This window comes from Actinopolyspora mortivallis, from assembly GCF_003001495.1.
Taxonomy (GTDB): Bacteria; Actinomycetota; Actinomycetes; order Mycobacteriales; family Pseudonocardiaceae; genus Actinopolyspora; species Actinopolyspora mortivallis_A.
Genome location: NZ_PVSR01000002.1, coordinates 122,954 through 148,817 on the forward strand (window position 1 = coordinate 122,954; position 25,864 = coordinate 148,817).

Annotated in this window: 25 protein-coding genes; 8 read left to right on the forward strand and 17 right to left on the reverse strand. The window is 69.4% G+C overall.

Annotated features, from left to right (window positions below; translation table 11 throughout):
• Positions 1-138: 138 nt before the first annotated feature.
• A complete protein-coding gene (locus CEP50_RS03010) occupies positions 139-1,116 on the reverse strand; it encodes a DUF3152 domain-containing protein (protein WP_106112374.1) in 978 nt (325 codons plus the stop codon).
• Between the two features lie 300 nt (positions 1,117-1,416).
• Between CEP50_RS03010 and CEP50_RS03015 the strand changes: the two genes are divergently transcribed.
• Entirely contained in the window at positions 1,417-2,052 is a 636-nt protein-coding gene (locus tag CEP50_RS03015) for a TetR/AcrR family transcriptional regulator (protein WP_106112375.1), read from the forward strand.
• A gap of 192 nt (positions 2,053-2,244) precedes the next feature.
• Here the strand turns inward: CEP50_RS03015 and CEP50_RS03020 are convergent, their stop codons facing one another.
• The 3 genes from CEP50_RS03020 to CEP50_RS03030 all read right to left on the reverse strand — a co-directional run bounded on the left by CEP50_RS03020 (position 2,245) and on the right by CEP50_RS03030 (position 4,646).
• Positions 2,245-2,604 (reverse strand): hypothetical protein, encoded by a 360-nt coding sequence (locus tag CEP50_RS03020; RefSeq protein WP_019853264.1) that lies wholly within the window; start codon positions 2,602-2,604, stop codon positions 2,245-2,247.
• A gap of 207 nt (positions 2,605-2,811) precedes the next feature.
• Positions 2,812-3,750 carry an alpha/beta fold hydrolase gene (locus CEP50_RS03025; protein WP_106112376.1) on the reverse strand — a complete coding sequence of 313 codons (939 nt, stop codon included), beginning with the start codon at positions 3,748-3,750 and terminating at the stop codon, positions 2,812-2,814.
• Entirely contained in the window at positions 3,747-4,646 is a 900-nt protein-coding gene (locus tag CEP50_RS03030; RefSeq protein WP_106112377.1) for an AurF N-oxygenase family protein, read from the reverse strand. The genes CEP50_RS03025 and CEP50_RS03030 overlap by 4 nt, the downstream gene beginning before the upstream one ends.
• A gap of 74 nt (positions 4,647-4,720) precedes the next feature.
• On the opposite strand from CEP50_RS03030, the gene CEP50_RS03035 reads away from it, so the two are divergent.
• Together CEP50_RS03035 and CEP50_RS03040 are read left to right on the forward strand one after the other, a co-directional pair.
• Positions 4,721-5,455, forward strand: a complete 735-nt coding sequence (locus CEP50_RS03035; protein WP_019853261.1) for a TetR/AcrR family transcriptional regulator — start codon at positions 4,721-4,723, stop codon at positions 5,453-5,455.
• Positions 5,456-5,636: 181 nt separating this feature from the next.
• Positions 5,637-5,987 (forward strand): DUF4873 domain-containing protein, encoded by a 351-nt coding sequence (locus CEP50_RS03040; protein WP_106112378.1) that lies wholly within the window; start codon positions 5,637-5,639, stop codon positions 5,985-5,987.
• 147 nt (positions 5,988-6,134) lie between these two features.
• Here CEP50_RS03040 and CEP50_RS03045 read toward each other — a convergent pair whose 3' ends face one another.
• A complete protein-coding gene (locus CEP50_RS03045; protein ID WP_106112379.1) occupies positions 6,135-6,362 on the reverse strand; it encodes a DUF3107 domain-containing protein in 228 nt (75 codons plus the stop codon).
• Positions 6,363-6,486: 124 nt separating this feature from the next.
• Entirely contained in the window at positions 6,487-7,203 is a 717-nt protein-coding gene (locus CEP50_RS03050) for a ferritin-like fold-containing protein (protein WP_106112380.1), read from the reverse strand.
• Between the two features lie 714 nt (positions 7,204-7,917).
• Between CEP50_RS03050 and CEP50_RS03055 the strand changes: the two genes are divergently transcribed.
• On the forward strand, positions 7,918-9,564 hold the full coding sequence (locus CEP50_RS03055) for a DEAD/DEAH box helicase (protein WP_106112381.1): 1,647 nt from the start codon (positions 7,918-7,920) through the stop codon (positions 9,562-9,564).
• Between the two features lie 113 nt (positions 9,565-9,677).
• Positions 9,678-10,892 (forward strand): Rv3212 family protein, encoded by a 1,215-nt coding sequence (locus CEP50_RS03060; RefSeq protein WP_258174764.1) that lies wholly within the window; start codon positions 9,678-9,680, stop codon positions 10,890-10,892.
• A gap of 49 nt (positions 10,893-10,941) precedes the next feature.
• Here the strand turns inward: CEP50_RS03060 and CEP50_RS03065 are convergent, their stop codons facing one another.
• From CEP50_RS03065 to CEP50_RS20020, 5 genes are all read right to left on the reverse strand, one after another.
• Positions 10,942-11,361, reverse strand: coding sequence for a hypothetical protein (locus CEP50_RS03065; protein WP_258174766.1), 420 nt, complete (start codon positions 11,359-11,361; stop codon positions 10,942-10,944).
• Positions 11,362-11,397: 36 nt separating this feature from the next.
• Positions 11,398-12,231 carry a RecB family exonuclease gene (locus CEP50_RS03070; protein ID WP_258174768.1) on the reverse strand — a complete coding sequence of 278 codons (834 nt, stop codon included), beginning with the start codon at positions 12,229-12,231 and terminating at the stop codon, positions 11,398-11,400.
• 80 nt (positions 12,232-12,311) lie between these two features.
• Positions 12,312-13,181 carry a PHP domain-containing protein gene (locus CEP50_RS03075; protein ID WP_258174770.1) on the reverse strand — a complete coding sequence of 290 codons (870 nt, stop codon included), beginning with the start codon at positions 13,179-13,181 and terminating at the stop codon, positions 12,312-12,314.
• 61 nt (positions 13,182-13,242) lie between these two features.
• On the reverse strand, positions 13,243-13,812 hold the full coding sequence (locus CEP50_RS03080) for a PH domain-containing protein (protein ID WP_019853251.1): 570 nt from the start codon (positions 13,810-13,812) through the stop codon (positions 13,243-13,245).
• 157 nt (positions 13,813-13,969) lie between these two features.
• Entirely contained in the window at positions 13,970-14,131 is a 162-nt protein-coding gene (locus CEP50_RS20020; RefSeq protein ID WP_019853250.1) for a hypothetical protein, read from the reverse strand.
• Between the two features lie 146 nt (positions 14,132-14,277).
• On the opposite strand from CEP50_RS20020, the gene CEP50_RS03085 reads away from it, so the two are divergent.
• The 3 genes from CEP50_RS03085 (at position 14,278) to CEP50_RS03095 (ending at position 17,434) form a co-directional block, all read left to right on the forward strand.
• Positions 14,278-14,700: an NUDIX domain-containing protein gene (locus CEP50_RS03085; RefSeq protein ID WP_181188182.1), complete on the forward strand. Its 423-nt coding sequence runs from the start codon at positions 14,278-14,280 to the stop codon at positions 14,698-14,700.
• A gap of 496 nt (positions 14,701-15,196) precedes the next feature.
• On the forward strand, positions 15,197-16,285 hold the full coding sequence (gene corA / locus CEP50_RS03090) for a magnesium/cobalt transporter CorA (protein WP_106112386.1): 1,089 nt from the start codon (positions 15,197-15,199) through the stop codon (positions 16,283-16,285).
• A gap of 657 nt (positions 16,286-16,942) precedes the next feature.
• Positions 16,943-17,434: a CAP domain-containing protein gene (locus CEP50_RS03095; protein ID WP_106112387.1), complete on the forward strand. Its 492-nt coding sequence runs from the start codon at positions 16,943-16,945 to the stop codon at positions 17,432-17,434.
• Between the two features lie 73 nt (positions 17,435-17,507).
• Here the strand turns inward: CEP50_RS03095 and CEP50_RS03100 are convergent, their stop codons facing one another.
• The 6 genes from CEP50_RS03100 to pstC form a co-directional block, all read right to left on the reverse strand.
• A complete protein-coding gene (locus CEP50_RS03100) occupies positions 17,508-18,032 on the reverse strand; it encodes a general stress protein (RefSeq protein WP_106112388.1) in 525 nt (174 codons plus the stop codon).
• Positions 18,033-18,228: 196 nt separating this feature from the next.
• Positions 18,229-19,290 carry a CPBP family intramembrane glutamic endopeptidase gene (locus CEP50_RS03105; protein WP_258174774.1) on the reverse strand — a complete coding sequence of 354 codons (1,062 nt, stop codon included), beginning with the start codon at positions 19,288-19,290 and terminating at the stop codon, positions 18,229-18,231.
• An 84-nt stretch (positions 19,291-19,374) separates the two neighbouring features.
• Positions 19,375-22,833, reverse strand: a complete 3,459-nt coding sequence (locus CEP50_RS03110) for a patatin-like protein (RefSeq protein ID WP_258174777.1) — start codon at positions 22,831-22,833, stop codon at positions 19,375-19,377.
• A 133-nt stretch (positions 22,834-22,966) separates the two neighbouring features.
• On the reverse strand, positions 22,967-23,746 hold the full coding sequence (pstB, locus tag CEP50_RS03115; protein WP_106112391.1) for a phosphate ABC transporter ATP-binding protein PstB: 780 nt from the start codon (positions 23,744-23,746) through the stop codon (positions 22,967-22,969).
• 27 nt (positions 23,747-23,773) lie between these two features.
• Positions 23,774-24,865, reverse strand: a complete 1,092-nt coding sequence (gene pstA, locus CEP50_RS03120) for a phosphate ABC transporter permease PstA (protein WP_181188183.1) — start codon at positions 24,863-24,865, stop codon at positions 23,774-23,776.
• The gene (gene pstC, locus CEP50_RS03125) at positions 24,865-25,812 is read right to left on the reverse strand and encodes a phosphate ABC transporter permease subunit PstC (RefSeq protein WP_181188184.1); all 948 of its coding nucleotides are present in this window, start codon (positions 25,810-25,812) and stop codon (positions 24,865-24,867) included. The genes pstA and pstC overlap by 1 nt, the downstream gene beginning before the upstream one ends.
• Between the last annotated feature and the right edge of the window lie 52 nt (positions 25,813-25,864).

Genomic DNA, 25,864 nt, shown 5'->3' on the forward strand with positions numbered 1-25,864 from the left:
CGTTCGGCGGCCACGGCTTGCCGGCCGGTAGGGCCACCCAGCCTGCCCACCGCGCGCCATCGCATCGTGTAACGCAAGCCTGGCCGATGGTCTTCCACCTCCCAAGACACTCCCACGGGGTGGGACAGCCCCGAGGGGTCACTTCCCCGCCTCCCCCAGCGGGAAGGGCCAGGCGTTGGGTTTGCACACGAGCCCGTTCGCCGGGATGTCCGTGCCCTGGGGAACCCGCTCGTTCAGCCGGTGCAGCACGTCGTTGGACAGGCTGAAGGTCTGCTGCATCATCACCGGGGCGAGTTGCCCCTGTTCCGGGCAGCCCACGTGCTTGTTGCCGAAAAAGTGGCCGACCTCGTGATTGACGACATAGCGCCGGTAGGTGCCGATGTCCCCGTCGAAGGAGGTGGCCCCCCGCACCCAGCGGGCGGCGCTGATGTAGACGCGTTCCTCGATCCGGCAGGAGGAGTCGTAGGGCAGTCCCTCACTGTAACCGCACACCTCGCGCGCGGTGTTCTGACTGACCAGGGTGACGCGGAAGTCGGGGGCGGGACCGTTGGCCCCGACCCTGCGCAGGGATATCCCCCCGGCCTCGGGGTTGGTCCAGCTGCGCGGGTCGCTGAGGGTCTGCTCGGCCAGCCTGGCGAAGGAGTCGTTGCCCTCCAGCAGGCGCACGCCGCTCTCCACCTCGACGGTGTAGTCGTACAGCCGCCCCGAGCCCACCGGCTCGGTCCCCCCGGGCAGCACCTCGAAGGTGCCCGATCCCGAGCGGGGGATCGGCGCTCCGGGGGGCAGTTCGGGCGGTTTCAGCTCGGAGTCGTACTCGCCGCCCTTCGGTCCCTCCGTGACCACGGGGGCGGTGTCGTTCCGGGAGGTCTGCCCGGCGCCGTCGACCGAACCGCTCCGCGCGCCGGGAGCGTCCCTCGGCACCCCCACGACGGCGAACACGGTGAGCACCAACAGCGCGGGGATGGCGTAGATCCCCCACCCGTAGCGCCGCACCCTCCTGGCACGGCGCCTGCCACCGGTGCCGCGTCCCGCGCGGTCCTCCCGCTCGGAACGGGGGTGCCAGGAGGCCGCCAGCGGCTCGTCACCCCGGTGGCGGCCACCGTCCCCGGATCTCACGCGGTTCACCTCGAAGTGTCCTGTCGACTCGTCACACCGGCCGGGCCCGCTCCGCCCGAACCGAACGCCCCATTCTCTCCCAGCCTGCCACAGTACGCGATGTGATCGACGAAGACGGGCACGCTACGTAGTCGGAAGGCGCGGACGGCCCCGCCCCTCGCCCTCCGGACGCTCCCGCTCGGCGGACAGACCGCCGCCCGGGTGAACAGGTGAACAGCGCACAAGCTTTACCCGGAAGTAAAGTTGGGTAGCCCGGCCCGCAACAGACCGGGACCAGCATCTTTCGGTGGAGGCTTTGAGATGACCGAGACCGCGCAGCAGAGCACGGACCAGCCCAACCGCGGAGTACGGCTTCCGCGCGACGAACGAAGGGCGCAACTGCTCTCCGCGGCTCAGGAAGTGTTCGTGACCAACGGATACCACGCCGCGGCGATGGACGACATCGCCGAACGGGCGGGTGTGAGCAAACCCGTGCTCTACCAGCATTTTCCGGGAAAACTGGAGCTGTACCTCGCTCTGTTGGAGACCCACGGCACCGAACTGGTCAACCGGGTGCGCGAGGCCATCGAGTCCAACCCCGACAACAAACAGCGCGTGCGGGCGGCCGTGGGGGCGCTCTACGAGTTCGTGGACCGGGAGGACCAGGCGTTCCGACTGGTGTTCGAGTCGGACCTGCGGGGGGAACCAGCCGTCGAACAGGCCGTGGAACGTGCTTCCTCCGGCTGTATCGACGCCGTGGCCGAGGCGGTCACGGCCGACGCGGGACTGGACCACGAACGGGCCCGGCTGCTCGCCGTGGGGCTCGTCGGGCTGAGCCAGGTGACCGCCCGGGACTGGTTGGACACGCAGAACTCCATATCCCGGGAGGAGGCCGTGCACCTCATGTCCACCCTGGCGTGGAAGGGACTGTCCGGTTTCCCGCTCCAGCACGGCTGAGGGGCCGGAAGCACGCGCACAACGAGGGGAACCCGGGGAGAGGCGGGATCCGATCCGGGTGCCGGTGGGCGCCGTCTCCGGACCGAAAAGCATCCCGACCGGGGTGCTTTTCGGTGGTTCCCCCTCGTGAACCAGCGAAGACGTCCCTGTCGACAGCTCGACAGCGGGACGAACCCCCTCAGCGGGACGGGCTCAGCGGCCGCGCTTCTTGCCCCCGACCGGAACCAACGGGGTGGAGGTGCACCGGCACTCCGCCTCCGGAACGACGACGGCGCTGATGGTCGGACCGTGGGACAGTCCCGTCGTGATCGTCTCCCCCGACTGGGCGAACTTGACCCACTGGTCCCACTCGTCGTCGAAGGAGACCTCCTCCTCGGACCTGCCCATCGCCGCCCGCAGCGTGCTCGCCAGCCACTGGGCCACCTCGTCGGGACTGTGCAGGATCTCCACCGCGTCGAGCTTGGTCAGGCGCTCGTGCGCGGGAAGGGCCTGGTTCAGCGGAGTGTCCTCGACATAGCCGTGGTGATGAATGCCGTTGGTGTGCTGTCCCACGGAGGTCCTTTCGTCCGGATGGTTCCGCTCCCCCGACGGTTCGCCCGACCGGAGCCGACCCGGCGAACCGTCCGGTGCCGCCTATCGGCCACGGTACCGAACGACCGGCCTTCGCCGGGCTCACGAACGGCACCGGACACGTGATTCACCCGGACGAACGCCCCGGGAGCCTCCGAAAGACCGGGAGCACACCACGGCGCCACGGGATCAGGCGGAGACGGTTCCGCCCACGGGGGACTCCAACACCGAGCGCGTGACATCGGCTATCCGGCCGGTGACCTCGTCGTCCCGCTCCAGCGGCAGCATGTGCCCGGCTCCCGCGTAGACGAAGAGATCCGCGTGGGGCAGTCGTTCGGACATCACCCGCGCGTGGGGGAAGGGACACAGTCGGTCGCTCAGCCCGGCCAGCACGACAGTGGGAACCCGGGGGAACTCCGCCAGCACGTGCGCGCGCTCGTGGGCGGCCAGCGACTCGCGGAACCCGGCGAAACTGGCCGGGTGGCAGCGGGCCACCCATTCGGCGCTGGCGGCCACATCGGCCCTGTCCGCACCGCTGCCGAACAACAGCCAGCGCAGTCCCGGACGCATCCAGGCGGAGCGGGAGCCAACCCTGCGTCGTGTGGAACGGGCCAACGCCGAGCGCAGCGCGCGCTCGCCCGCGTTGAACACGGAGGCGACCGGCTTCGGCAGGCCGAGGTCCGGGGCCACGAGATCACCGCTGGAGGTCGCCACCAGGGCCACCCCGTGCACCCGCTCGGCCATCAGTCGGGGGTGGCGCTCGGCCAGGGCCATGATCGTCATTCCGCCCATGGAGTGTCCGGCGAGCACGATCGGCCCCGTGGGCACGTGTTCGGTGATCAGCTCGGCCAGGTCGTCGGCGCACCGCGCGATCTCCGCCGTGCCGCTGGGGGCGGCGTCCGAGTCGCCGTGCCCGCGGTGGTCGAAGCGCACGATCCGCACCGGTCCGTCGACCGAGCCGGGCAGCCGTTCGGCCACCCGGTCCCACGTGTGCCTGGTCAGTGTCCAGCCGTGGATCAGGACCACCGTCACGGCGGCGTCCGGCGATCCGCTCTCCTCCACCGCGAGTCCGACACCATCCGATGTGGTCAGTGTGTACAGGGTTTCCTCCCGTCGTCCGAGCTTCATCGGATCAGTCCCGCCTTCCGCCACAACGGCATCCCCGGTTTGCCGACCAGTCCGACTTCGTCCAGGAAGGCCATGATCTTCTCACCGCTCCATCGGATGGTCTCCCACCAGTGGGGGTTCTCCATGGCCGTCCGGTAGGCCGTGGCGGGCCGCAGCCCCACCGCCTTGTAGACGTCCGGGTTGATCAGCGCCTTGACGATGCAGTACCCGACCAGCGAGGTCATGAACTGGTGGTAGGCGCGTTGCGCGGCGTTGCACTCCCGCATCCCGCGGACCACCTCCTCCCGGGCGAAGGTGACGTGCCGGGCCTCCTCCATGACGTGGATGCGGTTGACCATGCGCACCAGCGGCTGGACCTGTTCGTCGAACATCTGGTCACGCTGTATCCGGTCGAGGATCTCCTCCGCCACGAGGATGGAGGCGTAGGCCGAGGGGCCCTTCAGCGTGGCGGGCAGGATCCGGCCGCCCTCGTGCAGGATCCGGAACGGCCCGTAGGCGGGGGCTCCGATCCGGTCGCAGGCCTTGGCGAACATGGTCGAGTGCCTGCACTCGTCGGCGACCTCGGTCAGCGCGTACTGGGCGTGCTGGGTACGCGGGTCCCGGTGGTAGAAGTCCTTGAGCAGCATCTGCATGAGCAGCACCTCGAACCAGAGACCGTTCGAGGCGATGCTGGCGAACTCGTGCTTGGTCAGCTCGATGCGCTGCTCCTCGGTGAGCCGCTCCCACAGCGGAGTGCCGTAGAGGGTGCTGCGGTGCAGCGGCAGATAGGGTTTGCCCTCGGCCAGCGGCGCCTGCCAGTCGATGTCGACCTCGGGGTCGTAACTGTTCTTGGCCGAGGACCTCAACAGACGTGAAGCGGTTTTCTCCCGGTCATTGACCTGGACCGTCCTAGTCATGATCAGTGATCACCCTCCCGGGGACCCGTGCCGAGCGTTGCGTGTTACCAGAAGTAACAGCTACCTTGAGTAGCGTGAGCCACATCTCCCGACCTGTCAAGGCCATACGCAACCAGGAGAACGCCGACGCCCGACGGGAACGCTGGCGCGGCCACCGGCAGGCACGCAGGGCCGAGTTCGTCGAAGCGGCCGTCCGCGCGATCGGCACCTACGGCGCCGAGGTCGGCATGGACGACATCGCGGCCGAAGCCGGCGTGAGCAAGCCGGTGCTCTACCGCCACTTCAGCGACAAGAGCGACCTCTACCTCGCGGTGGGCGAATGGGGCACCAAGCTGCTGATGGAGCGGATCAAACCCGCTCTGGAGGAGGGCGGCAGCGCACGCGAGCGGATCCGGCGGATCGTGAGCACCTACCTGAGCGTGATCGAGGAGTACCCGGAGCTGTACCGCTTCGTGGTGCGACGCAACTTCGCCGACCGCCCCGTGCACACCGACCCGGTCAGCACGGAGAAGACGATCATCGCCAACTCGTTGTCCCGGCTGCTCGGCGAATACCTGCGCAGCCTCGACCTGGACTCCGGCGGAGTCGAGGCCTGGAGTCACGGGCTGGTGGGCATGGTCCAGGCCAGCGGCGACTGGTGGCTGGAGCGCCACTCCATGAGCAGGGACGACCTCACCGACTACCTGACGAAGATCATCTGGTTCGCCATCGACGGGGTCCTGCGTTCCGGAGGGGTCGTGCTCGACCCGGACGAACCACTGGAGTTCCCGCCCGACCTCGAACTCGTCGAGGGTGAAGGCCCCCGCTGAGGACGCGGTCGGGAACGCCGCCGAGGCACCGTGCCGGGCCCCTGGTTTCGCACGGGGCGCGGCACCCCGGGCAACCGCACCGCGGGGACCCGCGACCGGATCCGTACCCACAAACTTCGAGAACGACCCGCGAGCCGGCACACGACACCGAGCACCGTCCGGGAGATCGGGAGGCGAGACCGTGCACGAACGAACCACGAACACCGAGCACGAGCACGAGCACGAGGAGCACGACTACCACGGTCCGGCCGTGGTTTTCACCGCCGAACACCAGGCGCACGTGGGTGTGGTGCTGCGCGGGAACTTCCAACCCATAGACGGAAGGTTCCACTGGTACGGGCGGGTAGAACCGAGTCCGGAACTGGAGGAACTGACGACGGGAGGCAGGGCCGAGGTCGTGCTCCGCACCCCTCACGGGGATGCGGTGGCCACCCTCTCGGACCCGGATCCGTGGCACAGGTACCGCGTCACCGGGTTGGGAAGACCGCCGTTCCCCCTGGACGCCGAGCCGGCCGCCCCCGAGAGCCCCTGAGGGCAGCGGCGGCCCGCCGTCCTCGGCCGGAGCCGCCGAGGAAACCCCGTGGTGGGTGGGGCCTTCGGCGGCCCCACCTCGTGGGAGCCGTTTCGGACCCGCCGTCCGGGCAGTCCCCGCGCCGGGCCCGAGCGGACGACACCCGGGTCAGCCGACCCCGAACCCGACGCGGTGGACCTCGGGAGCGCCGATCTCGACGTAGGCCACCTTGCCGGCGGGCACGATGTAGCGCCTGCCCTTCTCGTCGTCGATCCGCAGCTGACCGGTGGTCCCGGCCAGCGCGTCCGCGACCAGCTTCTCGACCTCGTCCTGACTCTGGGAACTGCTCAGCGTGAGCTCGCGGTTGCCCTCCGCGACACCTATCTTGACCTCCACCGCTTACCTCCGTGAATATCGCCGGGTGAAGCCTCCGCGCTACAGGCTATCCTCCCGCCGGGTTCCGGGCCTGCACGGCCGAAGCGCGGCCCGCGCACGAACGCCCTCCGAGGGCGCCACGGGCTCATCCGAGTCCCAACCGCGCCATCCGCTTGTTCTGGTTGTTCTGGAGTTTGCGCATCAGGGCCCCGATCCCGGCCAGGTCCCCGGAGCCACGGATGATCAGCTCGGACAGGGCGTCGCGTTCGGCCACCACCCACTGGGCCTGGGTGACCGCCTCCCCCAGCAGCCTGCGTCCCCACAGGGTCAGCCGGTCGCGCAGCGACTCGTCCTCGGCACAGGCGGCGGAGACCTCGCGCTCGGCGAAGGCGGAGTGCCCGGTGTCGGAGAGCACGGTGAGCACGAGATCCCGGGTTTCCGGATCCAACCAGTTGGCGACCTCCCGGTAGAAGTCGGCCGCCAGACCGTCGCCCACATAGGCCTTGACCAACGACTCCAGCCAGGAGTGCGGAGCGGTCGCCGCGTTGAAGGTGTCGAAGGGGGTCACGAAGGGCCGCATCGCCTCCTCCACCGCGACCCCGCGCTCGGAGAGCTTGTCCTGCAACAGCCGGAAATGCCCCATCTCGGCGGCGGCCATGCTCGCCAAAGCCGCCCTGCCGGTGAGGGTGGGCGCCGCGCGCGCGTCCTCGGCCAGACGGTCGAACGCGGAGAGCTCCCCGTAGGCCAGCGCGGCGAGCAGGTCCGTGACCCCGTCCTCGTAACCGGGGTAGGAAGGTGCTTCGCCCGACTCGGCGGTGTCCCGCACTCCGGAAGCAGCGGCACTCTGGTCAGCCTCGGTCATGCCGCGAGCCTACCGCTAGCCACCGCCGGGAACGCCGTTCCGTGCCGCTGGCCGCCCACCGGGCGGAGCAGCGGCACCACGAGCTCCACGCCTTCGGCCCTCCTTCTCCGGGTGGTGTTCGCCATCCGGACCCCACAACCGGAGAGGTCACGGGTAGGCTGCCCGCAAGGGAGGTTTGTTGGCGTCGGAGAAGTACCCGCTGCGCCGTTCCCCCGACGGAGGGAACCGGTCCCCGGCGAGCGGTGTTTCGCGTGCGAGGCCCACCGGGCGGGAGTTAACGTGCCCGTGGCGGATGCGCTCGGCCTCCCGGTCACACCGGACCCACGGTCCGGGGAAGGGGAACGGGCCGGAGCATCCGGCGAAACGAGACGGGACCCTCCCTCCCCGGTTGGGGAAGCCGCCCGCGGTCGTTGCCCACGCACGGGAAACGGTCGCCACCTCGGACCTTCCCACAGCGAGCGCCGTCTCACGGGGACGAGCGGTACGAGGCGCCCTTCCCCGGAGAAGTACGCCGCGACCGAACGGACTTCGTCGCAGCGGACGCGGCACAGCGGAATCGAGCGCCACCGCAGGACGGTGGAACGCGGACTCGGCCGATCGCTGCCGCGCGTCGCGCCGATCCCGCTTTCGGCACGCGAGCACAAACCGACATCGCCGCGCGGCCACGGGCCCCGCCCCGAGCACGACGTCGTGCGCGCGATCAGAAAAGAGGCGATGATTCTGACGAACAACGACAACCACGGTCCCGACCACACCGGCGTCGAGGAGACCGACCAGAGCACCCGGCAGCGACAGGACACCGCCACCGGCGCGTCCCCGGCGGAGGGCGGCTCCTCCCCCACCTTCGCCGAGCTCGGAGCCTCCGAGGAGATCGTCCGCGCCCTGCGGGAATCCGGGATCGAACACACTTTCACCATCCAGGAGATGACCCTGCCGCTGGCGCTGCGGGGTCTCGACCTGATCGGGCAGGCACGCACCGGCATGGGCAAGACCCTCGGGTTCGGGGTGCCGCTGTTGCAGCGGATGAACCTTCCCGGCGACGGAACCCCGCAGGCCCTGGTCGTGGTGCCGACCAGGGAACTGTGCCTACAGGTGACCAAGGACCTGGAGAACGCGGCCCGGTACCTCGGGGTGCGCATCCTCTCCGTCTACGGCGGACGCCCGTACGAACCCCAGATCGAGGGACTGCGCGCCGGGGTGGACGTGGTGATCGGCACTCCGGGCAGGCTGCTCGACCTCGCCGACCAGCGGCACCTGGTGCTCGGCAAACTCAGCACCCTGGTGCTCGACGAGGCCGACGAGATGCTCGACCTCGGGTTCCTCCCGGACATCGAGCGCATCCTCGGCATGGTCCCCGAACAGCGCCAGACCATGCTGTTCTCGGCGACGATGCCGGACGCGATCGTCAAACTCGCCCGGGACTTCCTGAACCATCCGACGCAGATCCGCGCCGAGCAGGCCGACGAGAGCGCGGTGCACGAACGCACCCACCAGTTCGTCTACCGGGCCCACGCCATGGACAAGCCCGAGCTGCTGGCCCGTGTGCTGCAGGCGAACGGGCGCGGGCTGACCATGATCTTCAGCCGCACCAAACGCTCGGCGCAGAAACTCGCCGACGAGCTGACCGAGCGGGGCTTCGCCGCCGGAGCCGTGCACGGAGACCTGGGCCAGAGCGCCCGCGAACGGGCCCTGCGGGCCTTCCGCACCGGCAAGATCGACGTACTGGTGGCCACCGACGTCGCCGCACGCGGCATCGACGTCGAAGGAGTCACCCACGTGATCAACCTCCAGTGCCCCGAGGACGAGAAGACCTACGTGCACCGCATCGGGCGCACCGGACGGGCGGGGCGGACCGGCGTGGCGGTCACCCTGGTCGACTGGGACGAGGAAACCCGCTGGAAGGTGATCAGCAAGGAACTCTCCCTCGGTCTGGACGAGCCCGTCGAAACCTACTCGACCTCGGCGCACCTGTTCAGCGACCTCGACATCCCCGCCGACGCCGGGGGCAGGCTGCCGCTGTCCCGGCGCAAGCGCACGGGCCTGGAAAGCGAGCGGGAGGAGGGCGCGGACTCCTCGCGCGAACGCCGGCACCGGCCCCGCAAGAAGAACTCCCGTGGGGACGGCCCGAGTGGACGCTCCTCCCACACCGAGGACGCGGGCAGCAGGCCGAACGGACGCAGGAAACGCCGGCGCACCCGGGGCGGGAAGCCGGTCGAGCAGACCCAGCACTCCCCCTCGACCACCGGTTCCGGCCAGCACGACCAGGGCGGAGCCTCCACACGGCGCAGGAGGACCCGCAGGCGCCGCGGTGGTGCCGGAGAGCAACGCTCCGAGGAGACGGCGAGCACGGCCGGGCAGTGAACGCTCGGCGAACCGTTCCGCGACCGGGGGCCACGCCTGCACCGCAGGACCTCCGGTGGCAGCGGCTAGGCTCGTGGGGAATCCTTCCGACGAGCGACTGAGCGACGACCGGGGTGAGAGTGGTACGGCCGGAGCAGCGGACGAAGGGCGACATCCTCGCGGCGCTGGTGCTGACCGTCGCCGTGCTCTGTGGCGGCACCACCCTCTGGTGGTTCAGCGCCGCCCGGGCGACCGAGCTGGAGACGGCGGACGAACCGCTCTCCCCCGTGGAACCGGCCCGGAGGGTTCCCGACGAGCTGGCACGGGTGTGGCACGCCCCGAGCAGTGCCACCCCCCGTCCCGTGGTGGCCGGTCCGGCCGTGGTCACCGGCGAGGGCGGCACGGTCTCCGGACGGGACCCGGTCGACGGAAGGGTCCACTGGAGTTACCGCAGGGACAGACCGCTGTGCACCGTCGGTTCCGAGTGGCGACGTGCGATAGCCGTCCACCGGACGGGCGACTACTGCAGCGCCGTGACCTCCCTGAACGGCTCCGACGGCACCCGCCAGCCGCAGCGCAACAGTGACGTGGGACCGGCAACCAGGCTGCTGTCCGACGGGAACTACGTCACGGCCACCGGCCGGGCTCTCTTCGAGACGTGGCGTTCCGATCTCGTGCGGACCCAGCAGTACGGTGTTCCCGTCGACGTCAAGATCCCGGACAACAACCTGCGCCGCCCGGAGTGCGAGTACTCCGGGCTGGCCGTGGGGGACCGCCGGGTCGGCGTCATCGCGGAGTGCCCCGGCACACGGCGGGACAGGGTGACGGTGCTCAAGGCCAACCCCGAGGACAACGAGCAGCCCGAAGAGGTGATGAGCACCGTGCTGCGCGGCGACCGAGCCAGCGTGGTGGCGGTGAACCGGGACCGGGTCGCCGTGGCGCTTCGCGGTGAACAACGACTGGTGATCTACGACATGTCCGGTGCCCTCCTGGAGGAACACCGGGTACGTCTCGGCCCGCCCCCGGACTCCGGGGCCAACGTGCTGATCGAGGCGACCCAGCGGGCCGGAGACGTGTCCTGGTACACCGGCAGGGACACCGTCACCCTCGACCGACGCACCCTACGTCCGCTGTGGACGGTTCGGGACACCGTGGGCCCGGCGACGGCCATGGGAGGGAAACGGTTGGTTCCGGTGCCGGCGGGGCTGGCGGTGCACTCACCCGACACCGGCGAGAGAACACGGGTCATCCCGCTGGACCGACGGGGCCACGACGGTCCGGTGTTCGACACGGTGGTGGGAAGGACGGTCCTGGAGCAGCAGGGCCCCGAACTCGTCGCCTACCGGTGAACCGCCGCCCGTCGCGGTTCCTCCGCGAACAGACGGCACGGGCCCGCGGTCAGGACCACCACCACTGGACCAGTACCACGAGTACGACCCCGAGCGCCCCGAGGGAGTAACCCACCACCGGGGCCCGGCGGTGGGAGCGGTCGGCGCGGAGCTGCGTGAACAGGGCCACCGCGCTCCCGAGGGCGTGTCCGGCCAGCGTGGTCCAGCCCGGACCGATGTTTCCCCGTCCGAGTCCCCAGAGCTGTACGCCGCAGAGCACCACGGTGAGCACCAGCAACCCCGCGGTCAGCCCACCGCTCAGTCCACGAAGTGCTCTGCCCATTCTTCCCTCCCCGCCGGGAGACGGCCGCGTGGTCTCCGCGGGAGTCTCCCGCGGACGAGGACCGAGTGGGAGGGTCTCCTCGTCGTCGAGGTGCTCTCCGGCCTCCGCCGCCGTTCCGTCGGCACGTCGAGCGGATGATGCCCGCATTGCTCCGTCCTCACCGGTCTCGCTCGGTTGCACGCTTCACTCCCCCAGCAGGGCCCGGGGATCGACCACGGGAACCGCACGCTGCCCCTCCGGGCAGTGTCTCCGGAACTCGCACCCCGCGCACTGTCCGCCGGGGCGGGGCGGGAAAACCCGGTCCGGGGAGTCTCCCCGCCCGAGGGCGGCGGTCGCCTCCCGGGACTGCCGGGCCAGTCGTTCGGCCCGCTCGCGGTGTTCCGCGAGGGAGTCAGCGGTGTGCCGCCACCGCACCACTTCGGCGGTGCGCAGGTGGTGCAGCTCGACCTGGCGACACCGCACGTGCGACATGCCCCGCAACGCCAGTGCGTACAGCGCCAGGGCCAGGGAGTTCCGCGCTTCCTCGCCGTCCGGAGCCCGTTTGCCCGCCTTGTAGTCGACGATCACGAACTCACCGTCGCGCTCGTCGACGCGATCCACACGCCCCTGCACGATGATCCTACCCGTGGTGGCGCTGACCCATTTTTCGACACCGACCGGTTTCGCGGTCGCCGCCACCCGTTCCACGTACTCGGACAGCCAGTCCTGGGCCCGGACCAGGAACTCCGCCGAGTGCCGCCGGTCGGCGAAGCCGTCGTCCCTCCAGTGCCCGCGCACCAGCTCGCGGACCCGTTCCCCGGTACGCCGTTCGGGTGGTTCCTCGTAGAAGGCACGCAGCGCGTTGTGCAGGACCGCCCCGAGGGTGGTGTGGGGCAGGGCCGGCCCCCGGGGCGGGCGGGGCCGGTCCACATAGCCGAAACGGTAACGGCGCGGGCACGCCGACCACGCGGCGAGCCTGGCCGGGGTCACCCGCACCGGCCCGTCCGGCATACCGTCGAAGGCGAGCTGGAACCGCACGGGTTCCACACTACGCAGTTCGGCGCCTTCCGCCGTCGACCCGGCCACCACGCCCGGAACGGCCGGGAACGGGGACGGCCTCAGCCGATGATCTTGCTTCCCGCGCACTCGGCGTTGAGCCGGTCCAACACCTCGGGATCGGCTCCCCGACTACCGATCTCGATGCTCTTGTTCGTGCCGTGGTAGTCACTTCCGCCGGTGACGAGGAGCCCCAGTTCGGAGGCCAGTCCCCGCAGTTCGCGTCGCGCCCGCTCACCGTGGTCGGGGTGGTCGACCTCCACACCACGCAGTCCGTGACCGGCCAGTTCCGCGATGACCTCCGCGGTCACGGTGGTGCCCCGGGAGGCGGCGAAGGGGTGCGCCAGCACCGTGACCCCTCCGGCCTCGGTGATCATCTCGATGGCCTTCTCCACCGGCGTGTCGGTGCGCGGGAGGTAGTAGGGGCCGCCGGTGCCCAGGTACCTGTCGAAGGCCTCGGTGACCGTTTCCACGGTGCCGCCCTCGACGAGGGCCCTGGCCAGGTGCGGACGTCCTCCGGGGGAGTCCGGTGGCAGTGCCGCCATCAACCCGTCCGGGTCCACGGGGAAGCCGTCGGCGGCCATGCGACGGGCCATCTGTTCCAGCCGCCCGCGTCGTTCGGAACGCAGCCTGACCTGCTCCTCCACCAGCGCCCGCGAGGCGGGGTCGAAGAGGTAGGCGAGCAGGTGGACCGTCGTGCTGCCACCACGCCCGTCGGCGCTGCTGCAGGAGAGCTCCGCACCGGGGACCACCCGGAAGGAGCGGTGACCGTGTTCCCGCACGGCCCGCTCGACCTCCGCCCAGCCCGCGGTGGTGTCGTGGTCGGTCAACGCGATGACGTCCAGACCGGCGTCGACGGCCGTCCGGACGAGTTCCGTGGGGGTCTCCGTCCCGTCGGACTCGGTGGAATGCACATGCAGATCTATTCGCACACCCGACAGTGTGACTCATGTTCCCGCTGCTCGGGAGCCGTGTCCGCGGACGCCTTCGCCTTCATTCGGCTATCTTGGTCTTGCCACGCCCCACGGCGGCACGCCGTGCCTTGAGCATCGAGAAACGGTCCTGCTGGGCCTTCTTCTCGCCGAAGACCAGGGAGGAGATGGCGTCGAAGACCTCCTCCGGGTTGGGCAGGTACTCGATCCGGTTGAGGGCCTGGATCTGCCCGGCCGACTCGACGATCAGCGTGCCGTAGCCCAGCATCCTCCCCGGAACACTGCGCGAGTAGGTCAGGTCGGTGACCTTGGTGACGGGCATCATCTGCACGGAGGTGGTGAAGATCCCCTCGGTGATCATGAACCTCTTGTCCGTGACCACGATCCGCTCCACGTACCAGTCCAGCACCTGGTAGATGAAGCGCAGCAGGACGAACAACCCTCCGTACCAGAGGATGTTCTGCAGCAGCCAGTTCCCCTCGGGGAGCAGCACGGAGATCATCATGATCCCGAGCAGCAGGCCGGACGCCTCGAAGATGTCCCACACGAGGCACGCCCAGTGTCTGCGAACCCGAATCACACGCCGTTCGGTGTCGAGCAGGTACTCACCCGGATCTCGCGGTGCGAACATGGAAACCACCCTCGTGGCTCGGTGTCTTGCTCTCGCGGGGCCGATGACGGTGTCGACACCGGCCCCGGAACCGGGCTCGCCTCGGTGAGCCGGACGTGGTCGGGCCGGACCTGTCCGATCAGGACGGGATCACGACCACGGACGCAGGCGCTCCCACCTACTGGAAGAGGTTCTGCATGAAGGTGATCACAGCCTCCGCCGCCTGACGCAGGCTGTCGAGAATCCCGTTGACCACTTCACTCGCCTGGGACGGCGCCGAGATGAGAAAGAACAGGAGGAACGCGATCCCGGCCCATGTGAGGATCTTCTTGATGTTCACTGTTACCCACCCCGTCTGGACTGAACCTGTACTGGTGCTGGAACCTGCTGATCCGTTGTACCGCACTCAGTGCCTGTACGGCAGGTTTTTAGCGCACTCGGGTCAGTGTCGTGACACCGGTGCCCGAATCACTACCCTGTGTGTCCATGAGAGAGTCCGAGGCTCCGGTGATCCACTGCGTCGGCGCCGTGATCCACGACCGACGGGGACGGCTGTTGTTGGTCAGGAGAGCCAACGAACCTGGGCAGGGCATGTGGTCCCTGCCGGGAGGGCGGGTCGAACCCGGTGAGGACGACCACGCCGCACTGCGTCGCGAGGTCGCCGAGGAAACGGGGCTCCACGTGGTGGTGGGCGGGGCGGTCGGCCGGATCACGCGATCCGGATCACACGGCGTCTACCACATAGTGGACTACGCCTGCCACACCTCGGAGGAGGAACTCCTCGCAGGTGACGACGCCGACGCGGCGACATGGGCCGACAGTGCGACATTCACCACACTGTCCGATTCCGGGGCGCTGACCGAGGGGCTGCCCGAGCTGCTGCGCGAGTGGGGACAGCTCCCCCGCTGACGTCGTGTTCGGAAGAAATGAACCCTCCTTTCGGGTGATGGCACACAGAAATTCACCTACATGTCGTTGACATCGAAGGATGTCACTGATCACGCCTCGGCGGTGCCACCTCCGCGCCACCCGTGAATTTCACCCGAAGGAACCAATAGTCACACAGTCCACACGACCGGATTCTCCGTCGGGAAGCACCACCCCACGACCTCCGGGACAGGACGAGTAGGATGGACGAGTGGTCCACACGGGCCGCCGCCCCGCAGCCGAGCTGATTGGAGGTGAGGGTACGTGCCGAGTTCCACGGAAGGCGCCAGCGGCGCGGACAGTGCCTCGCCGTGCAGTATCGGCCGCATCCCCGCCGGTGTGATCAGCCGCGCGAAGACCGGTGGACCCTACCCGGGACCCTGATCCACGAGCCCGTCGACCGGTGATCGCCGACGATCCGGCCGGGATGCGCATGTGACGCCCCCTCGCACGACGCGTCCCGTCCCCGGAGGTCATCGTGTTCAGCATTCCCACGCTCGGCCTGCGCAACAGGTCGCCCCGCGCCGGGAACCGGCGTCGTTCTTCCGTGTCCTCCTCCCCGCGGGGATCCACCTCCGTCGTGGACTGCGCCGTGTACGTGGACGGCGTGCGACTGCCCGGGGAGTGGACGCACGAGCAGGCGATGTCCGAAGTGCGTTCCCGGCGCAACGGTTTCGTCTGGATCGGACTGCACGAACCGGACCAGCGGCAGATCAACGGCGTGGCCGAGACCTTCGGGCTCCACGAGCTCGCCGTCGAGGACGCCGTGCACGCGCACCAACGCCCCAAACTCGAACGCTACGACGACACCCTGTTCATGGTGCTCAAGACGGTGCACTACGTCCCGGACCGGGCCAGGGCCACCAACAGCGAGATCGTGGAGAGCGGCGAACTCATGATCTTCCTCGGCCGGGACTTCGTGATCACCGTCCGACACGGACGTCAGGCGGAGCTGACCAGGGTGCGCACCGAGCTGGAGCAGTCCCCGGAACACCTGGCCCTGGGTCCCTCCGCGGTGGTGCACGGCATCGCCGACCACGTGGTCGACAGTTACCTGGAGGTCACCGAGTCCGTGCAGGACGACATAGACACCATCGAGACGGAGGTGTTCGCCCCGCGCACCAGCATCGACGCCGAACAGATCTACCTGATGAAACGCGAGGTCATGCAGCTGCGCAGGGCGGTCATGCCGCTCTCCCAGCCCCTGCAACGACTCGCGGGAGGATACACGGCCCACGTCCCGGACCAGGTGCGTTCCTACTTCCGAGACGTGGAGGACCACCTCGTCACGGTGTCCGAACGCGTGGCCTCCTTCGACGAGCTGCTGACCACCCTGGTGGACGCCACGCTGGCGAAGATCACCCTGCAACAGAACACCGACATGCGCAAGATCTCGGCCTGGGTGGCGATCATCTCCACCCCCACCATGATCGCCGGGATCTACGGCATGAATTTCCGGATAATGCCGGAGACCGAATGGGCGTTCGGCTATCCGGTGACGCTGCTGGTGATGATGTTCGCCTGCGTCGTCCTGTTCAAGATCTTCCGCAGGAACAACTGGTTGTGATCGCGGAAGTAACATCGCGCGCCCCCGGAACGATGTTCCGGACAGGGCCGGAAGAACCGGGTCGACGGATCCTCCGGAAACCGTCGGACAAACCACCGAGACGACGAGCGTTGTTGGGAGGGAAGAATGCGGAAGCCTCTACCGCCGGGGCCGCGGATCCTCCTGGACCGCCTTCCGGCACGGGCCTCGGCGACGGTCGCACGACGGAACCGGAACCCGCTGTTTCCGCGGCGGACCTCCCGCGACTCCAGGCATCAACGAAAACCCGGCGCGGTGTGGCACGTGGCTTCCGTGAGTACCCGCGCCGCAGGTCAGGCGCGCTGACTCCGGGAGAGCACACGGGCCACATCGTGCTGCGGAATCCACGCCCGAACAAACGTGTCCAACGCATCCGAGCAACACGTTTCGAGCCCTACCTGGAGGAAGCATGTCCCGTCTCGTGCCCAACAAACTCGCCGTGCTGTGCACACTGATCAACGGATGGATCCTGGCGGTGTTCCTGATCATCGCCCATCAGATCTGAGTGGCGGTTTCCCCCCGAACGAGTGTTCTTCCCGTGCCGCGCGTCCCTCGGTGGAGGTCGCGCGGCACGGTTCTGTTTCCGGCTGCGGTACAAACACTCCCGGACGTCGTGTACGGACGAACGAAGGAACGCGTATGAACACGAAACCGGGACTGATTCTGCTTCCCACCCTGATCAGCGCTCTGCTTCCGTTCCAGGGTCCCGCCGCCCCCCAGGAACGCCACGAACCGACCGACCGGACACACCGCATCGTGGAACTGACCAACCGGGCACGGCAGCAGGCCGGATGCCCGAAGGTCCACCCGAATCCACGGCTGGCCAGAACCGCCCGCCTGCACAGCGCCGACATGGCCGACAACGGGTACCTCGGACACGTCGGCAGCCGGGGTCACCGGGCCGCGACCCGTGCCCGCGCGGCGGGCTATCCCTCCCAGTACGTGGGGGAGAACGTCGCGGCGGGCAACACCACCGCCGAGAAGACCTTCGAGCAGTGGATCAACAGCCCCGCACACCGCCGAAACATTCTCAACTGCGCGTTCACCGACATCGGCGTCGGACACTCCACGAACCCCGACAGCGAGTGGAAGCACTACTGGACCCAGATGTTCGGCCGCAGCATTCCCTGACCGAACCGGAGGAGCATCGAGTCGAAGGGTCGGTCCCGTTCCGGACGGACACCTCCACGCGGACACGGGGACGTCACTGCTGCGGGGCCGGACCTCCCATGGCGAGCCGGGCGAGCATGTCCCGGGCCTGTTCGGCGTGACCGGGCTGGCTCAACACGTCGTAGCGCCCCGCCACGATCTGACTCGACGAGGAGAAGTCCCGGCGTCCCCTGGTGGAGGCGTAGGTGACCGCGGCGAACACGAGACCGAAGACGACACCGGTGCCCAGTCCCACCAACACCGGTCCCAACCAGGCGTCCTGGGCCGAGAAGATACCCATGATCAGCCCGACGAACAGACCGAACCAGGCCCCCGAGGCGGCCCCGCCCCCGAGCACCCGGGCCCAGCTGAGCCTTCCGGTCACCCGCTCGACCAACATCAGGTCCACCCCGACGATGGTCACCTCCTGCACGGGGAAGTCGTTGTCCGCGAGGTGATCGACGGCGCGCTGCGCCTCCTCGTACGTGCTGTAGGAGCCGACCGGCCAACCACTCGGCGGGGTGGGCAGACTGGGAAGTCCCGGATTGGACCGGGCACCGCCGTAGAACGGGCTGCTCACCGTAGACACCTCCGTTACCACCGACGTTCTCGGCCGAGACACGTCGTTCACGCTGCACCACCGGCCCGGCACGGCCCGATGGGGATCCGTCGACACCACCCCCGTCGTGGCCCGCCTCGGCCGAGCATGTCACCGGGGGCATCACCATCGCTCGGCCCGAAACCTGCCGAATGTCCTGTCGCAACCAGTTTACCCCTCAGGACGGCGGGGCTTCAGCCCGTGAGGCCCGGCAGGGTCGCAGAGTGAGCGGATGGATCGGTACCCTGCCGCCGACCACGGTAGCCACTCGTCTCCGCTCCGCCTCCCGGTCGACCAGCCACGCGTACACCAGCACGGCCACCGCCAGGGGCAGCACCTGCACGAGGGGGTAGTTGCCGCTCTGTTCCAGGCCGGGAACGCCGTACAGTCCTCCCACGACCAGGCTCAGCGCGTTGTTGCTGACGTGCAGCGCGATCGCCGCCTCCAAACCGCCGGTGCGGATGCTGAGCCAGCACATGACCACCGCCATCAGCAGCAGCTGGCCCCACACCAGCGGGTCGGTGTAGCCGTGTCCGGACAGGAAGACCAACGAGGAGAGCACGATCCCCGGCCACGGCACGCGGAGCCACGCGTTCACCGTCTGCAGCAACAACCCCCGGAAGACCACCTCCTCGGTGGCGCTCTGCAACGGCACCACGAGCACGGCGATCAGCACGATCGACGAGTACGCCCACCAACCCGGAAAGTCCCCACCGGGAGGAGCCCCCGCCAACACGCCCAGCAGCAGTCCCAGCCCGAAGGTCACGCCGAACACGAGCAGCCCCCGCCACAGTACGGCGCCGAACCAGCGCGTCCGGGGAGCTCCGCTTACGCTGAACAGTCCCATGGGACTTCTGCGCTGGGGCCACCGTGCGGCCAGCACGGCCGGAGGCAGCAGGGCGACCAGCACCACGAAGCCGAAGAACAGCACCCACAGCGGATCCAGCAGGTGCCGCGGCCCCAGCTCCGGTTCCACCATCACGCCGAGGACCCGAACCGGCATCGTGACCAGCACCGTCCCCGCGAACAGCACCGTCACGACCACCATCGAGACCGCCGCCGTCACCGCGAAGACCGGCACCGTCAGGGCGGGCCGCCACCAGCGGTGCGCCGGGGTGCGCGCGAGCATGTCGAACGGTGTTCCCGGCTCCGGGGAGACCACGCCGCTTCCCGGAACGGAGGTGGACGGTTCGGGGCGGGCGCCCGGAGCGGGCCCGGGGGGACTGTGCGGATCCGACACACCGGAATCGTAGAACCACCCGCCGGAACACACCCACCCAGTGGGTCCGGAAGCCGGCTCACTCGGCACCGTGTGGCGTTCGGCTCATCCCGTCGGGACCCGGGAGTCTTCCGTGGTCTCCCGTTCGGACCCGGCCGTGGGCTCGGACGAGGGAGCACGCCGGCCCGTGCCCTCGGGACGAGGTCGGGCAGGCAGCACGTCGACCGTGCTCAGCAGCAGAGTCTGCCCCACCACGGTGCCCAGAGCCGACCACAGCAGCCAGTCCGAAGGGGACCATCCGGCGGCCACGGCCGTCGCGAGCACGGCTCCGAACACGACCGTGGTGAGCACCGTGGCGGCGACACGTCCGCCCCGGCGCAGGGCGAACCCGCCGTACCAGGTGATCCACACCGCCACCATGAGCACCCCGAGAGGCCCCAGCCGTACCCCGGACCCGAGCAGCCAGGGACCGAGCGCGAGAAGCAGCCCACCGGCCGTGAGCCCTCCCAGCCAGCGGGCCCCTCGCCCGCTGGCTCGCGGGATCCGCAGCCACCCCCACCGCACGGCCGCGAGCAGCGCGAGCGGGACGGCCAGCACACCGAGGACACCGGGCGGATCGGCGGAGGTCTCGTAGATCCGCATCCAGTCCCAGAACCCCTCGCCATCTGCCCCGGAGGCGGACCTCCCGAAGTCCCCCAGGGCCACGGCGGCGGCCCCGGAACCGACGCAGACGGCGGCCCGCCGGGGCGCGGCCATGCCGAAGGCGACCAGCAGGATCAGCGGTTTCGCCACCGTGGCACCGAGCGCGGCGAGCGCGGTGCGGAACCCGTTCCACGGGGGAAGCAGGGCCCGGTGCGCCACCAGCGTGAAGCGGAGAGCCACCGAGGCCATCCGGTCCTCGGCGAGATCCTCGCGGCGCTGTCGGCCCACGTCGTAGTTCCGTACGGCGGTTTCCAGCCGACCCGGATCCCGTGTGGGGGGAACCTCGTCCGCGAACGGATCGGCACCGGAACGCACCGCCTCCACGAACGGCAGTTCCTCGGCCACCACGGTCCATTGCAGACGCTCCGTGACGGCCGCTCTGGTCTCGCTCAGGGCGTGTCCCTCGTGCGGGTTCGCGAACAGGGCGTCCAGTTCCGCCCGCACGGCACCGGCACGTTCGGCCCAACGCCGGGCGAGGAACTCACGCCACTGTCGGGCGGTGGACTCGTCCAGCTCCCCGAGTTCCGCACCGGTGGGGCGGCTGAGGATCGCCTGCAGCCTGTCCCCCACTCCGGTCGCTCCGAGGGAGTCGGCCTGACGGAGCAACCGCTCGGGAGCGACGAGCAGGTCCACGAGCCCGCCCACGGCGTCGAGTCGTCCCCACATCCAGTCGTTCGCCCGCCACTTGGCCGACAGGAAGGCGGCGAAGTTGCCCATCCCCGAGCCCCGCACCTTGTCCGGTACGGGAATCCGGCCCGTCGGATCCCGCAGGGAGTCGAACGGCAGCGGACTCTGCCTGTCCCCGGCCACCCGGTGGAGGAGGACCTGTTTTCCCTCGTCGCCGGACACCCCCAGCGGAACACCGAGAACCACCACCGTCCGCAGCAGCCGCGCCGTGTCCCCGTCGGAGGCCGTTTCCAGCAGGGCACGTGTCACCCCGTCCAGCTCACGCAGGTCCGCCTCCTCGACGACACCGAGCAGCCGCGCAGCGATCCGGTCCAGCACGGCCCACATCTCGGAGAGCGAGTCCGTTCCGGAACCGGCCACCCCCTCGGCGGAGGACTCCACAGTGGAGGCGAGTTCCTCGGTGAACTCGGACAGCTGCCGCTGGAAGAGGGCGTCCACCCCCTCCTCCGTTCCGAGGACCCCGTCCAGCAAGGGCCGCAGTTCGGACTCGACGGGGGCGGGAAGGGAGTGTTGCAGTCGATGGACGCGGGTCCGGACCCGCTCGATCCACTCGTCCAGGTCCGTGGCGGTGAACACGGGCTCCTCGCGGGCGGCGTGGAGCCAACAGCGGTCGAGGTTTCCCCGCAGTGTCTCCACGACCATGCGCAGCCGGTACAGCCCGCTCTTGGAGGGGCCGAAGCGTTCCACCCGGGACGGGCAGCGCGCCTGGAGGCAACGGACCCAGCGCAGGCACTCGTCCACGGCGGCCAGCAGGGCCTCCACGTCGTCGAAGGACTCGGCCGGACGGTGGACCGCCGCCTGCCGGTGCCGACGCACCAGGCGCTCGCGCAGCGCGCCGCAGGCGGTGGCGGACCACTCCTCGACGGCCTGACCGGACAGCGGAGCAGCCAAGGGGGGCGTCGCGACGTCCTCGGGCGAGGTCAGCAGCGTGTGCACCCTTTCGGCGCGCATCCGGGCGAACTGTTCGGCGTGCTCGGTGTGCACCGCCTGGATCCGGGCGCTCAGCCACTGCCAGCGCTCGGCCCGGGGCGTCGTGGCCAGTTCGGCGAACACGGAGTTCCGTCTGCCGGAGGACCGCCGGACGCGGTGGTTGTGCTCCTCGATCGCCTCGATGTCGGTGAGCAGGCTCTCCTGGCCCAGTTTCGCCCGCAGGGCCGTGGCGGTCACGGCCCGGGCGAATCCGGCCGTGCGCTCCGACGGCTCGGGAGGATCGGGTTCGGGGTTGAGGTAGAGCAGCCTACGTTCCGTGGGGCCGCGCGCCTCCAGACGCTCGATCGTGTCGAGCGCGGCCGTCACCGGAATGTTGTCCAGCACCCCGCCGTCCACGGCCCGGAAAACCCCGTCGTGGTCGGTGGAGGTCTCGGAGAACAACCCGTACATGTTCGGCGGGGCCGTCCCGCCGTCGGAGCCCCCGCCCCGTTCCGCGGAGGGCGCGGACCGGAAGGCGGCCGGTTCGAAGGCGAAGGGGAACGAGGAGGTGGTGCGGGCCGCCTGGGCCAACGACCGTGCCGTGTTCCGGGGACGCTCGGGATCTCCGAAGTCGCTGAGCGGGTCGCCCGGCCGCCCCCGGTGGCTGAAGCGGAACACGGCCCGACGGCGCGCCTGGCCGAACTCCACTCCGGCGGCGTCGAAGCGTCGTTCGGTGAGCGGATCCAGCAGGGTCGCCGTGAGCAGCAGCTCCACCCGGGAGGCGGGGGACTCGGCGGAACCGTCGGTGATCCCCTCGGTGAGCAGGGCGGCCAGTTCGCGCCGGAAGTACCCGTCCCCCTCCAGCAGGGACGGGGGACGAGCCTGCCACGGTCGGGGGACGGGACGGGCCATCGCCTCCAGATCGGCCAGTCGTACCCACGCCCGACGCATCCTGCCGAAGGGCATTCCGTACACCAGGGAGGCCGACAGCAGGGTCGCGTTGAGTCCTCCCGCCGAGGTTCCCGCGAGCACGTCCACCTCCACCGAGTCGTATCCGGCCAGTTCGGCCAGTTCCGCCCAGGGATGGCGTTGCCCCTCGTCGGTGTCCCGTTCCGGACGTGTCCAGCGGCGCAGCCGGTCCACCTCGGCCACCGCGCCGCCGGTCCACACGGCCATGCTGGCCCCGCCACGCAGCGCCAGCGCCAGTCGCAGCTGCCCGTGGGGAGAGGGCACTGGGGAGGGTTCGCTCGCTTCGTCGCTGGACACTTCGGACTCGCCCCTCGGTCGACTTGCCCGGTCGTGTGTGCAACCTACCCCGCGGCAGCGGCATGCGGGAACTGCCGACCGGGCGACGTCGCCTTCCGCTCCGTGCGGTCACGCGAACCGGCGACGGGTCGAACTATCCGAAGCGACCGGAGATGTACTCCTCGGTGGAGGTGTGTGCGGGGGTCGAGAAGATCTTCGGGGTCTCGTCGATCTCCACGAGCTCCCCGGGCTCTCCGGTGCCGCCGATGTTGAAGAAACCGGTGTAGTTGCTGACCCGGGCGGCCTGCTGCATGTTGTGGGTGACGATGACGATCGTGTAGTTCTCCTTGAGCCCGGCCATGAGGTCCTCGATGGCGTGGGTCGATATCGGGTCCAGGGCCGAGCACGGCTCGTCCATCAGCAGCACGTCGGGTTTGACCGCGATCGCCCTGGCGATGCAGAGACGCTGCTGCTGCCCACCGGAGAGCCCGGAACCCGGTTTGTCCAGCCGGTCCTTGACCTCCTCCCAGAGGTTCGCCCCTCGCAGGGACTCCTCCACGATGTCGTCCATCTCGGACTTGCGCATCCGCCTGTGGTTCAGCCGCAGCCCCGCGGCGACGTTGTCGTAGACGGACATGGTCGGGAAGGGGTTGGGGCGCTGGAAGACCATGCCCACGTGTTTGCGCACCTCGACGGGGTCCATTCCCGGCGCGTACAGGTCCTGGTCGTCCATGACGACCTCCCCCTCCACGCGGGCGGCGGGAACCAGCTCGTGCATACGGTTGAGAGCCCGCAGATAGGTGGACTTGCCACAGCCGGAAGGTCCGATCAGCGCGGTGATGGCGCACGGGTGGATGGTCATGGACACGTCCCGCACCGCCCGGAAGGAACCGTAGTAGATGTTGAGGTCCCGGACTTCGATGTGTTTGGCCATGCTCGGCTCCTGATCCGGTCAGAGGGTTCAGCTACGGGTTTTCGGGGCGAACAGCAGGGAGAACGACCGCGCCACCAGGTTGAGCACCATCACGATGGCCATGAGCGTCAGCGCGGCGGTCCAGGCCCGCTCCAGGTAGGGTTCCGGCGGCACTCCCGGGCTCGCGTACTCGTAGTAGGAGAACACCGACAGGGTGGCCATCTGCCCGGAGAACGGGTTGAAGTTCGTGCTGGCCGTGGTGCCGGCGGCGATGAGCAACGGGGCGGTCTCCCCGACCACGCGGGCCACGGCCAGGGTGACCCCGGTGCTGATGCCGGCGACCGCGGTGGGCAGCACCACCCGCAGGATGACCTTCCACTTCGGCGTGCCCAGGGCGAAGGCCGCCTCGCGCAGATCGTCGGGAACGATCTTGATCATTTCCTCGCTGGAGCGCACCACGATGGGGATCATCAGCACGCTCAGCGCGATCGCCCCGGAGAAACCGTTGACCGTGCCCGGTCCGAACACGAGCGTGAACAGCGCATAGGCGAACAGTCCGGCCACGATGGAGGGGATGCCGGTCATCACGTCCACGAAGAACGTGATGCCCCGGGCCAGCCTGCCGCGCCCGTACTCGACCAGGTAGATCGCGGTGCACAGTCCGATCGGCACCGACATCAGCGTCGCGAGCCCGCTCGTGACCAGGGTGCCGACGATCGCGTGGTAGGCGCCCCCGCCGGCACCGACCACCCCGCGCATCGAGTAGGTGAAGAACTCGGTGTCGAACCGCTGGACGCCCTTGGAGACCACGGTGATCACCACCGAGACCAGCGGGGTCAGCGCGAGGGCGAAGGCCGAGGTGACCACGGCGGTGAACGCGCGGTCCGCCGCCTTGCGGGCGCCCTCGACCGAGCGGGACCACAGGAAGATCCCGACCACGTAGCACAGGGCCAGGCAGAAGGCGAAGAAGATCAGGGAGAAGCCCGTGGCCACGGCCGTCGGCACGGCGGCAAGGAGGGCGGACCCTCCCAGGGTCGCCCACGGAGCCCAGCGCGGCAGCGAGCCGCGAACCAGGCGTGTCCTGTCCCTCGGTGGCTCCGTGTCCGCAGAAGCGGGCCGGGTTTCGGTAGGGGTGCTCATCAACTGGCTCCGGAAAGGTCGGTGCGACGGTTGATGACCGCGCGGGCGATCATGTTGACGATCAGCGTGATGGCGAACAGCACCAGGCCGGACGCGATCAGGGTGTCGATGGCCACGCCCGAGGACTCGGGGAACTCCAGCGCGATGTTGGCCGCGATCGTGGCGGGGTTGCCGGAACTGATCAGGTTGAACGTGACTCCGCCCGAGGCGGAGAGCACGATCGCGACGGCCATGGTCTCGCCCAGCGCACGTCCGAGGCCGAGCATGGAGCCGCTCAGGATGCTGGACCTGCCGAAGGGCAGCACGGCCATCCTGATCATCTCCAGTCGGGTGGCCCCCAGCGCCAGCGAGGCCTCCTCGTACAGCTTGGGGGTCTGCAGGAAGGCCTCGCGGATGACGGCGGTGATGATCGGCAGGATCATCACGGCCAGCACCAGCACGGTGGTGAACATGGTGCGTCCCGTGGTGGAGGCGGGTCCCGCGAACAGGGGAACGAAACCGAGGTTGTCCGCCAACCAGCCGGTGGGGGCCAGGGTCGCCGGGGCCAGCACCGTGAACCCCCACAGCCCGTAGATGATGCTCGGCACGGCCGCGAGCAGGTCGATCACGTATCCCAGGAACTGGGCGATCCTGCGTGGTGCGTAGTGGGTGATGAACAGCGCGATCAACACGGCCAGGGGGGCGGCCACCACCAGGGCCAGCGTCGCGGCCAGCAGGGTGCCGAACACCAGCGGCCAGATGTAGACGACGAGCCCTCCCTCGCCGGGGATCTCCGAGTCCGGTGCCGTGAAGGCCGGCCAGGCCTCGGCCAACAGGAACACCGCCACTCCGGCCAGCACCAGCAGGATCAGCACACCCGCTCCGGTGGTGATCCCCCGGAATATCCGGTCCGCGGGACGTTTGTACGTACTGGGGCCTTCCACGGTGTTCCGCCCTGTCTTGGTCACGAACGGTCCCTCCGGGTTTCCGGGTGGGACGGCGACGCTGCCGGTGGCCCAC